Source organism: Nonomuraea sp. B19D2 (genome assembly GCF_040137845.1).
In the GTDB taxonomy this organism is placed as follows: Bacteria; Actinomycetota; Actinomycetes; order Streptosporangiales; family Streptosporangiaceae; genus Nonomuraea.
Map to the genome: position 1 here is coordinate 19,296 of NZ_JBEFAK010000024.1, position 14,213 is coordinate 33,508.

The window sequence follows — 14,213 nt, forward strand, 5'->3', positions numbered from 1 at the left end:
GCCGTGACGGCGCGCGCGACCGAGCGCGACGACGCGACCGAGCGCGGGCACGAGGGTGCGGCGGAGGGCGGGCGGCGTGGCACGGGGCGGGTCGTCGTGCTGGCGGGTGGGCTCGTCGTCACGGTGGCGGTGCTGGCGCTGGTGGCGCTGGCGAGCGTGGCGCTGGGTGCGCGGTCCATGTCGTTGTCGACGGTGATCGACGCCTTCCTCGCCCCGGACGGCTCCAGCGACCACACGGTCATCCGCGAGCTGCGCATCCCGCGCACGTTCCTCGGGCTCGGTGTGGGCGCCACGCTGGGACTGGCGGGCGCGCTCATGCAGAGCCTCACCCGCAACCCCATGGCCGACCCCGGCCTGCTGGGCATCAACCAGGGCGCGGCGCTGGGCGTCACGCTGGCGCTCGGCCTGTTCGGGCTGTCCGACCCCGCGATCTACGTGTGGTTCGCGTTCGGCGGCGCCGCGCTGGCCTCCGTCGTCGTGTACGCCCTGGCCTCCGCGGGCCGCTCGGGCTCCAGCCCGGTACGGCTCGCGCTCGCCGGCGTCGCCTTCGGCATGGTGTGCACGGCGGTGGCCTCGGCGCTCCTGCGCATGGACACGCAGACGTTCGACCGGATGCGGTTCTGGCTGACCGGGTCGCTGGCCGGGCAGACGGCCGACACGCTGGTGCGGCTGGCGCCGTTCATGGTAGCGGGGCTGGTGCTCGGCCTGCTGCTGGCCAGGCCGCTCAACATGCTGGCCCTCGGCGACGACGCGGGCAAGTCGCTGGGCGTGGCCGTGAACCGTACCAGGATCCTCGCCGGGGTGGCCGTCACGCTGCTGTGCGGCGCCGCCACCGCGGCCGCGGGGCCGCTGTGGTTCGTGGGGCTGATCGTGCCGCACGCCGTTCGCGCGCTGGTGGGGCCCGACCAGCGGTGGGTGCTGCCGTACTCGGCGCTGGCCGCGCCGGTGCTGCTGCTGGGGGCAGACGTCGTGGGCCGCGTCATCGCCCGGCCCGGAGAGGTGCAGGTGGGGATCGTGTGGGCGGTGATCGGTGCGCCGATCTTCATCGCGCTGGCCCGGCGGAAGCGGGTGGCGGCGCTGTGACCATCCGCGTCGGCCCCTGGTCCGTACGGCTCGCGCCCCGCGCCCTGGTCGTCGGCGCGGCCCTCGTCGCAGTCGCCTGCGCGGTGACCGTGGCGGCCATCTCGACGGGCGAGTTCACCGTTCCCGTGCCCGACATCGTCTCCGCGCTCTTCGGTCAGGGCACGCCGGTCGCCGAGCTGATCGTCAGCAAGCTCCGCGCCCCTCGCGTGGTGACGGGGCTGCTGGTCGGGGCGGCGTTCGGGGTGAGCGGCGCGATCTTCCAGAGCCTCACCAGGAACCCCCTGGGCAGCCCCGACTTCATCGGCTTCACCGCGGGCGCCTCGACGGGCGGCATCGTCGCCGTGGTCGCGGGCGGCTCGGCCATGACGATCGCCGGCGGCGCGCTGGCCGGGTGCGTGGTGACGGCCGCGCTGGTGTACGCGATGGCGTTCCGGGGCGGCGTGCAGGGTTACCGGCTGGTCCTGGTCGGCATCGGAGCGAACGCGCTGCTGCTGGCCATCAACTCGTACCTGCTGACCAGGGCCAACATCAACGACGCGGCCACCGCGGGCGCCTGGCTCACCGGGAGCCTGAGCGGGCGCGGATGGGACCACGCGATCCCCATGGCGCTGGCGCTGGCCGTGCTGCTGCCGGTGTGCGCATTCGTGGCGCGGCCGATGCGGATGATCGAGATGGGCGACGACGCGGCCAAGGCCATGGGGATCAGGGTCGAGATTGTGCGCGCGGTGGCGATCACGGTCGGCGTGCTGCTGTCCGGGGTGGCCACGGCCGCCGCGGGGCCGGTCGTCTTCGTCGCGCTCGCCGCACCTCAGCTCGCCCGGCGGCTCACCCGTTCCGCCGGGGTGACGATGGGGGCGTCGGCGCTGATGGGGGCCGTCCTGCTGACCGCCGCCGACCTGGCCGCGCAGCGCGTGCTCGCCCCGACCCAGCTGCCCGTCGGCGTGCTGACCGCCGCGATCGGCGGCACGTACCTCGCCCTGCTGCTGCGAAAGGACCGCCACTGATGCCCTTGGAAGAACCGTCGCCAGGAAAGGACGGGCGCTGATGGCCGCCGCCCGACTGTCAGGCACCAGCCTCACTCTCGCCTACGACCAGCGGGTGGTGGCGACCGACCTGAGCGTGGCGATCCCCGACGAGTCCTTCACCGTGATCATCGGCCCGAACGCCTGCGGCAAGTCCACCCTGCTGCGCGCCCTGGCCCGGATGCTCAAGCCCAGGGCGGGCGCCGTGCACCTGGACGGGAGCGTGATCACGTCGCTGCCCTCGAAGGAGGTGGCGCGGCGGCTGGGCTTGCTCCCGCAGAGCTCGATCGTGCCCGATGGGATCACCGTGGCCGACCTGGTGGCCCGGGGCCGCTACCCCCACCAGCGGCTCATGCGGCAGTGGTCGCGCGCGGACGAGGCGGCGGTGGCCGAGGCCATGCGCGCCACCGACGTGGCGGAGCTGGCCGACCGCATCGTGGACGAGCTGTCGGGCGGGCAGCGGCAGCGGGTGTGGCTGGCCATGGCGCTGGCCCAGGAGACGCCGATCCTGCTGCTGGACGAGCCGACCACGTTCCTGGACATCTCCCATCAGATCGAGGTGCTGGACCTCTGCGCCGACCTGCACGAGGCCGGGCGCACGATGGTGGCCGTCCTGCACGACCTGAACCAGGCCTGCCGGTACGCGACCCACCTGATCGTGATGCGGGCCGGCGAGATCGTCGCAGAGGGCGACCCGGCGGAGATCGTCACGCCGGAACTGGTGCACCGGGTGTTCGACCTGCGCTGCGAGATCATCCCTGACCCGCAGTCGGGCACCCCGCTCATCGTCCCGGAGTCCCGCCGCCGCATCCCCACCACCGCCTGACCCCGCCCCGGGGCTCGGGGCGGGGTCAGCGGCCGGTGGCGAGGCCGGTGGCCAGGGTGGTGACGGCCTCGATCGCCCGGGTCGAGCCGCACTCGTCCTTCAGGACACCCGCCGCCTCCGCTCCCAGCGCGGCGAGCAGGGTGTGGGACAGGGCGTCGGCGTCGCCGCCCGGCCGGGCCTCGGCCAGGAGGATGGCCACGTGCCGGTGCCAGAAGCGGTAGGCCCCGATCCGGTAGCGGGCCCCCGGGCTGGCGGTCTCCGACATGCGGACCAGGTCCAGGTGCGCGAAGAGGTAGTCCAGGTAGGCGGCCACGAAGGCGGACAGGCGCTCGGGAGCGGGCGCCCCGGGCCCGAGGGGCGGCGGGCCGGACAGGATGCGCTGCTGGAGGTCGCGTTCGCGGGAGTCCAGGAGCGCCACGGCGAGCCCCGACTTGTCGCCGAACCGGCGGAAAAGGGTGCCCTTGCCCACCTCAGCCTCCGCCGCGATGGCGTCCATCGAGACCGCCTCCACGCCCTTCTCGGCGAACAGGCGGGCCGCCGCCGCCAGCACCTTCTCCCTGTTGCGCGCCGCGTCCGCGCGCTCCCGTACGGGCTTGCCGATGAGCAGCTCCAATGACTCCGACATGATCCGGACTATAGTCCGCCAGTCACCCAGCTCCGCAACGGCGCACGGCCAGCAGTGCCAGTGCCCGGGTGACCTCGCGCAGCTCGCGCAGGTCCACCTGCTCCCTGGGCGCATGGGCGAACCGCACGTCCCCGGGCCCGTAGTGCAGCGTCGGGATCCCGCCGGCCGCGTAGAGCCGCAGGTCGCTCCCGTACGGCGCCGCCGTCTCGGCAGGCGGTCGGCCGGTCACGTCCGCGACCGCCGACGTGACCTCGGACAGCAGCGCGTGCCCCGCGGGCAGCCGCCCGCTGGCGAACTGCCCGCCCGGCCACGTCACCACCGGCGGGTTGTCGCGCAGCCACGGATGGGCCACGCCCCAGACGGCCTCCTCGAACGCCGCGCGTGCCGCCGCCGGGTCCTCGTCCAGCCGCACCCCGAGCCGCCCCTCGGCCACCAGCAGGTCGGGCACCGTGCTGGCCCAGTCCCCCGCGCGCACGGTCCCGATCTCGATCGGGTACGGCATCACGTTCCCCTGGAAGATGCCGGGAACGTCCTGGTTACGTGCGGCCTCAAGCCGCCTGATCGCCTCGAACACCGGCCAGAACGCCTCGACCGCGTTGACCCCTTCGTACCGCGTGGCCCCGTGGGCGGCCCGCCCGGCGATCTCCAGCCGGAACGTCAGCGCGCCCGCGTTGGCCGTGATGACCGCGCCACTGGTGGGCTCGGTGATGACCGCGGCCTCCGCCGTGTGCCCCCTGGCCAGGGTGGCGAACGCGCCGAGCCCGCCGTCCTCCTCGCTGACCACGCAGTGCACGGCCAGCGGCCTGGCGAGCCTGATCCCGGCCTTCCTGATCGCCCGCGCCACGGCCAGGTTGGCGACGAGGCCCGCCTTCATGTCGCAGGCGCCCCTGCCGTGCAGCACGTCGCCGGTGATTCGGGCGGCGAACGGGTCGCTGCCCTCCCATTTGGCCAGGTCACCGGTGGGGACGACGTCCACGTGACCCTGGAGCGCGAGCGCGGGCGGCCCCTCACCCTCGGTGACGGCCACGACGCCGTACCCCTCGGTCCTGGGCGCCTCGGTGCCGGGGAAGCCGGGACGGCCGGTCAGGTCGGCGAGGTCGAGCTGCCAGACGTCCACGTCCATGCCCGCCTCGGTGAGCAGGCGGGCGAAGCGGTGCTGCAGCTCCGACTCGGCGTCGGTGCCGGTGACACTGGGGACCCTGACGGTCTCGGCCAGCAGGCTCACGGTCTCGGCCTCGTCGATGGCGTTCAGCACCCTGGCTTCCACGTCGCGCATGGCGCACAGCTTCTCATGAACCCGAACCGCTCTTTGTGGCGATACATGGCGTGCGGACATGGGTGAGCTGGATCGTGGTGGCGCCGTTCGCGGCGTGGGCGGTGGTGCGGCTGAGCGGGTTCGAGCCGGACTGGCCGTGGGTGCCGATGGTGGCGTACACGCCGTACGCGGTGCTCGCGACGGTGGTGGTCCTGGTGCTGGCCTGCCTGCTGAGGCGGTGGGCGGCCGGAACGGTCGCGCTGGTTTCGGTGCTGGCGCTGACGCCTGTCATGCTCCCCCGCGCGCTGGCCGACGGCAATCCCGAGGCCGGCGGGCCGGCGCTGCGGGTGCTCGCGGCGAACCTGCTGGTGGGGCGGGCGGACACGGCGGAGTTGATGGCGCAGGTCACCGGTCTGCGGCCGGACGTGCTGGCGTTGCAGGAGTTCACACCGGAGGCCATGCGGCGGCTGGACGAGGCGGGAGTGCGCAAGGTGCTGCCGTACGCCGTCACGCGTCCGCTGGAAGGGGTCGGCGGGTCGGCGGTGTACGCCCGGCACCCGCTGAAGGCCGGTGAGACGATCAAGTACGGCGGGTTCGGGCAGGCCAGGGCCTGGCTCACGCATCCCGGCGGGGCGCGGGTGGAGATCGTGTCCGTGCACCCGTGCGCCCCGAAGCGGATCGGGCGGCAGCCGTGCTGGCAGGCGGGGCTGGCGGCACTGCCGCGCGCGGGCAAGGAGCTGCGGGTGCTGGCGGGCGACTTCAACGCCACCCTCGATCACCTGCCGGTGCGCGAGCTGCTGGCGAGCGGCTACCGGGACGCGGCCGACGTCATGGGGCTGGGATTCGTGCCGACCTGGCCGCAGGAGGGCTCGGACCAGAACCTGCCCGGCGTGCCGATCGACCACGTGCTGGCGGACTCGCGGATGGCGGTGCGGGACTTCGAGGTGCTGCGGTTGGCGCATACCGACCACCGGCCCGTGTTCGCCGAGCTCAGGCTGCCTTGATCGCGACTTCCGGAGCTTCGCGGGTGTCGTGGCTCGTAAACTTGGGGCTGTGGTAGAGCCCAAGTTCGAGATTCAGATGCTGCACGACCGGGTCATGATCAAGTTGGAGCAGGAGGCCGAGGAGCGGCGCAGCGGCTCCGGGATCGTCATTCCGGCGACGGTCAAGATGGCCAACCGGCTGGCCTGGGGTGAGGTGTGCGGCGTCGGCACGAACGTGCGCTCGGTCAAGGTGGGCGACAAGGTGCTGTTCAACCCGGAGGAGCAGTTCGAGGTCGAGGTGCACGCGCAGATCTATCTCGTGATGCGCGAGCGCGACCTGCACGCGGTGGCCACCCAGGAGACCGACCACGGCACCGGTCTCTACCTATGACACGCGGATGAAGGAGAGCCAGAGGTCCGACGCCCACGCCGTGCGCGGCACGTCCGCCAGCACGCGCGTCGCCTTGCCGTTCAGATCGAGCACCGTCAGCCGGTAGGCGGTGCCGTGCGCCATGACGGCGATCACGTGGTTCTCGTCCCACCAGCCGAACAGCGCCTCGGGCCGTGCGTTCACGCGCTGGGCGATCTTGCCGGTGACCGGGTCCACCAGGCAGAGCTGCTCCTTGAAGCGCGACGGGCACCACGTGGTCAGCCGCCTGCCCGACGGTGAGAACGAGTCCTCGGGTCCGGTCGGCAGGCCGGCGCCCGCGTAGGTGCGTATGACCGCGCCATCGGTGGCTCGGTAGACACGCAGGCCCGTGCCGTACATGGAGACGAGGTTGCCGTCGGGGCTCCACCAGAAGCCCGCGTTCCGGCCCAGCCCGGGCACCCGCACCGTGCGCGCGGTCTTGGCGGCCACGTCCACGACCGTGAAGCCGAGCACGCGCCACTTGCCGCCCACCTTCTGCTCGACGGTGAGCGCGATCCGCTTCCCGTCTCGGGACCAGGAGGCGTAGGAGGCGGTCAGCGGCTTCTTGACCGTGCGGATCCTGGTCGAGGCGCCGGTCGTGCGGTCGGTGACGACCAGGGAGTCATAGCCCGACCGGTACGAGCCGGGCACGCCTGCCGTCAGGCGGTCGCCGGGCGAGACGGACACTTCGGAGAGCGCCTTCTCCCAGGCGAAGGCGTCGCCGGCCGCGGATCTGAGGTAGGTGCGCCTGGTGCCGAGGCCGTAGGCGGCCAGGCGTACCGGATCACCCGTTTTTTCGCGATATTTCATACCGCCGGTGCCGGGCAGCACGAGGTCCGCCCTGGCTGCGGCGGGGAGCGTCGCGGGCCCCGCGTAACCCGCGGAGAGCGTCATGGACAGCGCGATGGCGATTTTGGCGAGCACGCCCGCAGAATAGACAGGTAAGTACGGAATTTCGGGCGCGATACCGACCGGGTCTAGATGTAACGCTGCGCGATCGCGATCAGGTCGATGCCGAGCGTACGCAGGCCGAAGTAGACGATCACCCCGGCGACGGCCACCGTCACGACGAGCACGACGACGCGGACGAGCCAGCCCTGCTGCTTGTACCACTCCATCCAGGCATGCAACGTGCGCTTGCCGAAGTCCAGCACCTTGCGCGCCCAGTGGAACTCCACGGCCAGCACCGCCAGCCCCGCGAACACGACCGCCCACCCCGGCCCGGGGAACGGCACCATGATCAGCCCGGCCACCACCATGACAGTCCCGATCACGCCGAACACGATCTTCAGCGTGAGGGCGCCCGTGCGCGTGGACCTGATGCCGTCCAGCCAGCCATGCAGGCCCGTACGGCGCCCGGGCATGCTGGAGCGGTCGGCGGCCTCGCCCTTGATCACGTCGGCGTCGCCGGTGTCGGAGTTCTGAACCTGCACATTTCCCCCCGGCAGTCGGTGTGCCACCCAGGATACGGCGCGCCAACCGGTGACTGCTTGCAGCCGACTAGCAAAACAGCAAACCCGCCATACGGTAAATTTTCCGGCCTGGACGGAATGCATCCGGCAAACATCGGTTAATGTCTGATATGCCCGACGTTTTGCTCCGTACCGTCACCGGTCCCGTACGCGCCGCCGCCATCACCGGCGCCGTGCTCCCCCATGAGCATCTGCGTACCGACTTGCGCTGGGGGGTCGGCGTCGACTCCGACCCGTACCGCTGGCTCGACGAGGAGCACGCCGTCACCGCCGAGCTCCGCGAGTTGCGCCAGTCCGGCGGGCTCGGCCTGGTGGTCGACCTGACCTGCATGGGCATGGGCCGCGACGCCGCCGCCCTGGCCCGCATGGCGGCGGGCAGCCGGGTGCCGGTGATCGCCTCGACCGGGCTCTTCGCGGAGCCGTTCACGGACGCCGGAGACGCGGACGTGGACTCGCTCACCAGCCGGCTGATGGATGAGATCCTCAGCGGCGCGGACGACATGGGCGTGTTCCCCGGCGTGATCGGCGAGGTCGGCTCCTGGGGCGCCGAGCCCACCCCGCGCGAGGAGCGCTGCCTGATCGCCGCCGCCCGCGCCTCCCTGAAGTCGCGCCTCCCCGTCGCGACGCACGGCGCGAACGCCCCCGCTCTCCTGGAGATCCTGCTCGGGCAGGGCCTGCCGGGCTCCCGGGTGGCCGTCGGCTACGCGGGCAGCGACCTGGGGGCGGCCAGGAAGATCGCCGAAGCGGGCGCGTACGTGAGCCTGGGCGTGCTCGGCCTCGGCCCGGACCAGGCGGCCAGGATCGCGCTCGGCCTCATCGAGGACGGCCACGCGGACCGCCTGCTGATCAGCACGGCGCTGAGCCGGGTCGCGCAGCTGCGCAAGTACGACGGGCCCGGCTACGGCCACCTCTTCGACACCCTGCTGCCGCGCCTGCGCGAGTCCGGCGTCGGCGAGGACACGATCGGCCTCATCACCCACGACAACCCGCTGCGCTGGCTGACCGACGGACTGGGTTGACCTCAACCGATATTGAGGTTGCAGACTCGGCCGCATGACTTTCACATCAACGGAACTGGACTACCTGTCCTCGCAGCACCTCGGCCGCCTGGCCACCGTGGCGCCGGACGGCCAGGTGCAGAACAACCCGGTCGGCTACTTCGTCGACGCCGGGACGGGCACGATCACCATCGGCGGACACGCCATGGGCTCGTCCAAGAAGTTCGGGAACGTCCGCAAGGGGAGCACCGTCGCGCTCGTCGTGGACGACCTGGCCTCGATCGATCCGTGGCAGGCGCGCGGCATTGAGATCAGGGGCACGGCGGAGGCGCTGACGGACGCCGATCCGCCGGTGCCGTTCTTCTCGAGAGAGGTCATCAGGATCACTCCGCACAAGATCATCTCGTGGGGGCTGGCCGGGCCGCCCGAGACCCGGAAGGTGTGAAAGCTCGCTAGGATCTGGGCTACACGAGCCTTGGCCGGGTGGGGATGGTGACGGAGCACACGCACGGGGAGGGCCGCCTGCGCCGGCCGCTGGCCGCTCTGTCGCGCCTGACCCGGCTCGGCGACGTCCCGGTCGTGGTCATGCTGGCGTGGGCGGGCTGGCTGGCCGTCCCGTGGTCGTTCAGCGGCCTCGCCCAGGCCCGCGCCGCAGCGGCCGCTGCCGCCGCCGAGGCCGAGCCGCCGCAGGTCAATCTCTCCGCCGAGTCGGTACGCGCGTGGGCCATCCCGGCGGCACCGCCCCGCCCCCTCAAGACGGTGCGCCCTGCGCCCACGACCGGGGACGGCACCCCGGCGGGGCCGGGCACGATGGCGGGCGGGCCGGGCGCGGCCAGGCTGGACGTGGTGGCGGCTGAGCGGGCCAGGATCGCCGGTGAGGTGCACGATGCGGCCGGACACGGCCTCGCGGCCATCGCCATGCAGGCCGGGCTCGCGCTCGTCGCGCTCGACGACGACCCCGAGCAGGCGCGGAAGTCGTTGCGGGCGATCAGGGAGACCAGCACGACGGCACTCGCCCAGCTGCGGGCCGCGCTCGACGGCATCGACCCGCCGGGCGGCGACCTCGCCCGGCTCATCGAGGGCGTCCGGGCGGCGGGCCTGCCAGTGGACGTCGAGCCCACGGACTTCACCGTGCCCGTCCACCTCCAGGGCACCGTCTACCGGGTGGTGCGCGAGTCGCTGACCAACGTCCTGCGCCATGCGGGCCCCACCAGGGCGCTCGTGCGGGTGGGCGGGCATCCGGGCGAGTTCGTGCTGGAGGTGGCCGACCGTGGCGCGGGCTGGACGGGCGCTCGTGAAGGGCGCGGGCTGGCCGGGATGCGCGCTCATGTCACCGGAGCGGGCGGACACTTCGCCGCCGGACCGCGCGACGGCGGTGGTTTCCAGGTGATCGCCCGCTTCCCCCAGGCCTCGACGTGACCGAGCCGGAGCACGTGCCCACGCCGGAACGCGCGCCCGCCCTCGATCCCACGACCGTCCGCGCACCCGACCCCGTGACCGCCCCCGAGCCCGAGACCGTCCCTGTGACCGTGCCCGAGCCTGTCAGCGGGCCCAAGCGCGTCGGCGGGCCGGACATCGTCGGCGGGTCGGAGGGCGTGATCAGGGTGGCCGTGGCCGACGATCAGGCGGTCGTGCGCATGGGGCTGCGGGCCTTGCTGGAGCGTGCGCCCGGCATGGAGTGCGTGGGCGAGGCCGCCGACGGGAGCGCCGCGCTGGCGTTGATCCGCCGTGCCCGGCCGGACGTCCTGCTGCTCGACATCCGCATGCCGGGCATGGACGGCCTCGCCACGCTGCGGGCCATCGCCGAGGACCCCGAACTGCGCGGCACCAGGATCGTCGTGGTGACGACCTTCGCCGTGGACGAGTACGTCTTCGCCGCGCTCCAGGCCGGGGCCAGCGGCTTCCTGCTCAAGGACAGCGCCCCGGAGGAGCTGGTCAACGCCGTGCGCGTGGTGGCCGCTGGCGAGGCGTTGCTGTCACCGGCGATCACCAAGAAGGTCATCGGCATGTTCGGGCGGCACGGCGCCGGGCCGGTCGAAGGGCTGGAGACGCTGACGCCCCGGGAGCGGGAGCTGGTGGCCTGGGTGGCCACCGGCAGGTCGAACGAGGAGATCGCCAAGGAGCTGGTGATCAGCCCCGACACCGTCCGCACCCACGTCAGCCGCGCCATGCTCAAGCTGCGCGCGAGGGACCGCGCCCAGCTCGTGGTGTTCGCCATCCGAGCCGGGCTGAGCGTGCCCGAGTGAAAGAGCCTGGGTGAAAGAGCCCGGGTGAAAGAGCCCACGCGAGAGAGCCCACGCGAAAGAGCCCACGCGGCCCACGCGAGGGAGCCCGTCGCCTGGAGGGGAGCGGGCGCGGCGGGAGCTACTTCAGGAAGCCTTCGTAGTTGCGCTGCTGGAGCTGGGCCTCGATCTGCTTCACGGTGTCCAGCCCGACCCCGACCATGATCAACACGCTGGTGCCGCCGAACGGGAAGTTCTGCTGCGTACTCGGATCCTTGAGGATCGCGAACGCCACCAGCGGCAGCAGCGCCAGCACCGCCAGGTAGACCGCCCCGGGCGCGGTCAGCCGCCCCAGCACGTACGCCAGGTACCGCGCCGTCGGCCCGCCGGGCCGGATCCCGGGAACGAACCCCCCGTACCGCCGCATGTTGTCCGCCACCTCCACGGGATTGAAGGTGATCGACACGTAGAAGTAGGCGAACCCGACGATCAGGAGCACGTACACGCTCATGTAGAGCGGACCGGTCCCCGAGGCAAGGTTGCGCTCCACCCACGCCTGCCCCGCGTCCCCGAGCAGCGGCGCCGCCAGCGTCGGGAGGTACAGCAGCGACGAGGTGAAGATCACCGGCACGATCCCCGCCTGGTTCACCTTCAACGGGATGTACGTGCTGCTTCCCCCGTACATCCGCCGCCCCACCATCCGCTTGGCGTACTGCACCGGGATCCGCCGCTGCGCCTGCTCCACGAAGACCACGGCGGCCACCAGGCACAGCCCCGCCGCGGTCATCACCACGAAACTGATCGGGCTCATCACGAAGATCTTCGCCATGTACCCCGGGAAGACGGCCACGACCTGCGTGAACATCAGGAGCGACATCCCGTTCCCGATCCCCCGGTCCGTGATCAGCTCGCCGAGCCACATGACCACGCAGGCCCCCGCCACCATGGTCATCACGACCACGGTCACGGCCAGCAGGCCCTCGTCCCGCAGCAGCGGCCGCGTGCACCCGGGCAGGAGCTGCCCGGCGCGGGCCAGCGCGACGACCGTCCCGGCGTTCAGCACGGCGATCCCGACCGTCAGGTAGCGGGTGTACTGCGTGATCTTGGCCTGGCCGCGCTGCCCCTCCTTTCTGAGCGCGTCCAGCCGGGGCACGAGCACGGCGAAGAGCTGCATGATGATGCTGGCCGTGATGTACGGCATGACGCCCAGCGCGAACACCGACAGCTGCAGCATCGCGCCCCCGCTGAGCATCTGCACCATGTCGAAGAAGCCGCCCCTGGCCGCCCCCACGCACTCCCGGACGGCCACCACGTCCACCCCGGGCGAGGGCATGAGCTGCCCGAGGCGGAACAGCGCGATCACGCCCAGCGTGAACAGCAGTTTCTTGCGCAGCTCCGGCACTCGGAACGCCCCGGTAAGTGTCCTGGTCAAGACGGTCAGCATGGTCAAGGAGTCTGACCGGGGCGGCCCGCGGGGTCGTCCGCCGAGACGAGGCACCCGCGTACGCAAATCCGCGTACGACAGACGTCAGGTCAGACGCGGTAGTCCTCGTCGCGCGCGTCCAGGATGGCCATGTGCCCCGGCAGGTGGCCGATCGCGTACTCGACGCCGCTGGCCATGACCGCCGCCTGCGGCGTCACCCCGCACGCCCAGAACAGCGGCACCTCCCCCGCCCGCACCTCCACCGGGTCGCCGAAGTCGGGCCGGGCCAGGTCCCGGATCCCGATCGCCGCGGGGTCACCGACGTGCACCGGCTCCCCGTGCACCATCGGGTAGCGCCCGCTCACCTCGACGGCGGTCTTCACCAGCGCCTCGGGCACCGGCCGCATCGACACGACCAGCGGCCCAGACAGGCTGCCCGCCGCCTCGCAGGAGACGTCGGTGACGTACATCGGCACGTTCGTCCCCAGCTCCAGATGCCGCACCGGCACCCCGGCCGCGAGCAGCGCCGCCTCGAAGGTGAAGCTGCACCCGATGAGGAACGGCACCAGGTCGTCCCGCCACTGCGCCACCACGTCGCCGAGGTCCGCCACCGGCTCGCCGTCGCGGTAGAGCCGGTATCCGGGCAGGTCGGTACGGAGGTCGCCGGGGAAGAGCGGCGTGGACCAGGCCCCCGGCTCCCCCACGTCGAGCACGGGGCACGCCTGCGGGTTCTGGTGGGCGAACAGCAGCAGGTCGTACCGCAGCGGCTTGGGCACGGCGATCAGGTTGGCCTGCGTCCAGCCCCGGCACCAGCCCGCCGTGGGCACCCGCTCGCCGGCGCGGAAACGCGCCCGCGCCTGCGCCGGACTCAGCTCGGCGACGTTCACCCTTTGACAGTATGGTGGGCCGCGTTCAGCGGTCCACCACGCCTCGCGGGGTATGGTCGGCGGCGTTCAGCGGTCCACCACGCCCTGCGGGGTGCCCTTACCTGAGGGGTACTCATAACAAGCCGCCCGCAGGCGGATCAGCTCCAGCCTCGACTTCTTCCTGACCGGCCGCGGCCTGCCGGCCTGGATCACCGGGCTCGCGTTCGTGTCCGCCAACCTCGGCGCGATCGAGATCCTCGGCATGGCCGCCAACGGCGTGCAGTACGGCGCCATGACCGTGCACTACTCCTGTTCCTGCTGTACGGCGTGATCCTCGTCGTCGCCGCGGCGTTCGGGAGCGCGGTCAACCTGTGGACGGGCCTGGTCATGGCCGTGTTCGGCGGCACGTTCGTCGCGTGGGCCCGGCTCAGACGGCTCTGACCGTGCGCCGGGCGCACGCGATCACGGAGAGCGGCGATGGCGGCGGGCCGGCTCTCAGTACTCGACCTCGAACGTGTGGGGCCCCAGGCCGTACCTGTCGCCTCTGGGCACCACGTACCCGTGCGCGATCAGGTGCGCGAGGCACTCGCGCACCTCCTCCTCGGTCAGTCCGGCCGCCCGTACGACCCCTGCCAGACTCGCCACTCCATGCTCGACCGCCTGGAACGCCACCGCCTCGTACACGTGGATGTCGACGTCCGACAGAGCCTGCACATCGTGGACCTCGATCATGAGCGCTGTCTCGCCCCCTCTCTCAACCGGTACGGATCGACCTCACGATCCGGGTAGCGACGGAGGTATTCGGCCTCCAGCTCGTTCATCCGTGACGTGTGGACCGCCAGAGCGTCGTCCGATCCGTGGAAAAACGTGTCGCTCCGGGTGACGTGCAGTTGCCGCAGTTCGCGGAGCAGATCCTCGTCGCTGAGCTGCGCCGGGTCTATTCCCATCGTCGTCATGGGCTTCCCCTACCCCAGTGCCCTCGACAATATCTGTCACATTTCCTGACATATGGGCATTGTTTGTAAGAGA

General features: G+C 72.0%; 17 protein-coding genes. 9 read left to right on the top strand and 8 right to left on the bottom strand.

Features of this window, described 5'->3' with window-relative positions; translation table 11 throughout:
- The first annotated feature begins 3 nt into the window (after positions 1 to 3).
- Genes ABN273_RS35195 through ABN273_RS35205 form a run of 3 tightly spaced genes read left to right on the top strand, consistent with a single transcriptional unit; the run spans position 4 to position 2,931 of the window.
- A complete protein-coding gene (locus ABN273_RS35195; RefSeq protein ID WP_349453423.1) occupies positions 4 to 1,083 on the top strand; it encodes a FecCD family ABC transporter permease in 1,080 nt (359 codons plus the stop codon).
- Positions 1,080 to 2,087, top strand: a complete 1,008-nt coding sequence (locus ABN273_RS35200) for a FecCD family ABC transporter permease (protein ID WP_349453424.1) — start codon at positions 1,080 to 1,082, stop codon at positions 2,085 to 2,087. The genes ABN273_RS35195 and ABN273_RS35200 overlap by 4 nt, the downstream gene beginning before the upstream one ends.
- A gap of 40 nt (positions 2,088 to 2,127) precedes the next feature.
- On the top strand, positions 2,128 to 2,931 hold the full coding sequence (locus ABN273_RS35205; protein WP_349453425.1) for an ABC transporter ATP-binding protein: 804 nt from the start codon (positions 2,128 to 2,130) through the stop codon (positions 2,929 to 2,931).
- Positions 2,932 to 2,956: 25 nt separating this feature from the next.
- On the opposite strand, the gene ABN273_RS35210 is transcribed toward ABN273_RS35205, so the two are convergent.
- Together ABN273_RS35210 and ABN273_RS35215 are read right to left on the bottom strand one after the other, a co-directional pair.
- Positions 2,957 to 3,556, bottom strand: coding sequence for a TetR/AcrR family transcriptional regulator (locus ABN273_RS35210; protein ID WP_349453426.1), 600 nt, complete (start codon positions 3,554 to 3,556; stop codon positions 2,957 to 2,959).
- Positions 3,557 to 3,578: 22 nt separating this feature from the next.
- Positions 3,579 to 4,832, bottom strand: a complete 1,254-nt coding sequence (locus ABN273_RS35215; protein ID WP_349453427.1) for an ArgE/DapE family deacylase — start codon at positions 4,830 to 4,832, stop codon at positions 3,579 to 3,581.
- 50 nt (positions 4,833 to 4,882) lie between these two features.
- On the opposite strand from ABN273_RS35215, the gene ABN273_RS35220 reads away from it, so the two are divergent.
- Entirely contained in the window at positions 4,883 to 5,815 is a 933-nt protein-coding gene (locus tag ABN273_RS35220) for an endonuclease/exonuclease/phosphatase family protein (RefSeq protein WP_349453428.1), read from the top strand.
- A 49-nt stretch (positions 5,816 to 5,864) separates the two neighbouring features.
- Entirely contained in the window at positions 5,865 to 6,185 is a 321-nt protein-coding gene (locus ABN273_RS35225; RefSeq protein ID WP_349453429.1) for a GroES family chaperonin, read from the top strand.
- Here ABN273_RS35225 and ABN273_RS35230 read toward each other — a convergent pair.
- Both ABN273_RS35230 and ABN273_RS35235 read right to left on the bottom strand, forming a co-directional pair.
- Entirely contained in the window at positions 6,180 to 7,127 is a 948-nt protein-coding gene (locus tag ABN273_RS35230; RefSeq protein ID WP_349453430.1) for a TolB-like translocation protein, read from the bottom strand. The genes ABN273_RS35225 and ABN273_RS35230 overlap by 6 nt on opposite strands.
- A gap of 53 nt (positions 7,128 to 7,180) precedes the next feature.
- The gene (locus ABN273_RS35235; protein ID WP_349453431.1) at positions 7,181 to 7,636 is read right to left on the bottom strand and encodes a TIGR02611 family protein; all 456 of its coding nucleotides are present in this window, start codon (positions 7,634 to 7,636) and stop codon (positions 7,181 to 7,183) included.
- Positions 7,637 to 7,785: 149 nt separating this feature from the next.
- Here ABN273_RS35235 and ABN273_RS35240 point away from each other — a divergent pair, with 149 nt between their 5' ends.
- The 4 genes from ABN273_RS35240 to ABN273_RS35255 all read left to right on the top strand — a co-directional run bounded on the left by ABN273_RS35240 (position 7,786) and on the right by ABN273_RS35255 (position 10,919).
- Positions 7,786 to 8,694 (top strand): phosphotriesterase family protein, encoded by a 909-nt coding sequence (locus tag ABN273_RS35240; RefSeq protein WP_349453432.1) that lies wholly within the window; start codon positions 7,786 to 7,788, stop codon positions 8,692 to 8,694.
- A gap of 34 nt (positions 8,695 to 8,728) precedes the next feature.
- Entirely contained in the window at positions 8,729 to 9,118 is a 390-nt protein-coding gene (locus ABN273_RS35245; RefSeq protein ID WP_349453433.1) for a PPOX class F420-dependent oxidoreductase, read from the top strand.
- Between the two features lie 44 nt (positions 9,119 to 9,162).
- Entirely contained in the window at positions 9,163 to 10,092 is a 930-nt protein-coding gene (locus ABN273_RS35250; RefSeq protein WP_349453549.1) for a sensor histidine kinase, read from the top strand.
- Positions 10,093 to 10,268: 176 nt separating this feature from the next.
- Complete coding sequence (locus ABN273_RS35255; protein ID WP_349453550.1) at positions 10,269 to 10,919, top strand: response regulator; 651 nt, start codon at positions 10,269 to 10,271, stop codon at positions 10,917 to 10,919.
- A 118-nt stretch (positions 10,920 to 11,037) separates the two neighbouring features.
- Here ABN273_RS35255 and secY read toward each other — a convergent pair whose 3' ends face one another.
- The 4 genes from secY to ABN273_RS35275 all read right to left on the bottom strand — a co-directional run bounded on the left by secY (position 11,038) and on the right by ABN273_RS35275 (position 14,140).
- Positions 11,038 to 12,327: a preprotein translocase subunit SecY gene (secY, locus tag ABN273_RS35260; RefSeq protein WP_502911177.1), complete on the bottom strand. Its 1,290-nt coding sequence runs from the start codon at positions 12,325 to 12,327 to the stop codon at positions 11,038 to 11,040.
- Between the two features lie 101 nt (positions 12,328 to 12,428).
- Positions 12,429 to 13,205 carry a putative hydro-lyase gene (locus ABN273_RS35265; RefSeq protein WP_349453435.1) on the bottom strand — a complete coding sequence of 259 codons (777 nt, stop codon included), beginning with the start codon at positions 13,203 to 13,205 and terminating at the stop codon, positions 12,429 to 12,431.
- Positions 13,206 to 13,679: 474 nt separating this feature from the next.
- Complete coding sequence (locus tag ABN273_RS35270) at positions 13,680 to 13,916, bottom strand: IclR family transcriptional regulator (protein WP_349453436.1); 237 nt, start codon at positions 13,914 to 13,916, stop codon at positions 13,680 to 13,682.
- Entirely contained in the window at positions 13,913 to 14,140 is a 228-nt protein-coding gene (locus ABN273_RS35275) for a DUF6158 family protein (RefSeq protein ID WP_349453437.1), read from the bottom strand. Before ABN273_RS35275 ends, ABN273_RS35270 begins: the two co-directional genes overlap by 4 nt.
- Positions 14,141 to 14,213 lie beyond the last annotated feature (73 nt).

Bases quoted from the DNA above. Each gene is read 5' to 3' on its own strand.
- ABN273_RS35205 (WP_349453425.1), top strand. From the start codon at position 2,128: ATGGCCGCCGCCCGACTGTCAGGCACCAGCCTCACTCTCGCCTACGAC.
- ABN273_RS35275 (WP_349453437.1), bottom strand. From the start codon at position 14,140: ATGACGACGATGGGAATAGACCCGGCGCAGCTCAGCGACGAGGATCTG.
- ABN273_RS35210 (WP_349453426.1), bottom strand. From the start codon at position 3,556: ATGTCGGAGTCATTGGAGCTGCTCATCGGCAAGCCCGTACGGGAGCGC.
- ABN273_RS35270 (WP_349453436.1), bottom strand. From the start codon at position 13,916: ATGATCGAGGTCCACGATGTGCAGGCTCTGTCGGACGTCGACATCCAC.
- ABN273_RS35250 (WP_349453549.1), top strand. From the start codon at position 9,163: ATGGTGACGGAGCACACGCACGGGGAGGGCCGCCTGCGCCGGCCGCTG.
- ABN273_RS35215 (WP_349453427.1), bottom strand. From the start codon at position 4,832: ATGCGCGACGTGGAAGCCAGGGTGCTGAACGCCATCGACGAGGCCGAG.
- ABN273_RS35245 (WP_349453433.1), top strand. From the start codon at position 8,729: ATGACTTTCACATCAACGGAACTGGACTACCTGTCCTCGCAGCACCTC.
- ABN273_RS35240 (WP_349453432.1), top strand. From the start codon at position 7,786: ATGCCCGACGTTTTGCTCCGTACCGTCACCGGTCCCGTACGCGCCGCC.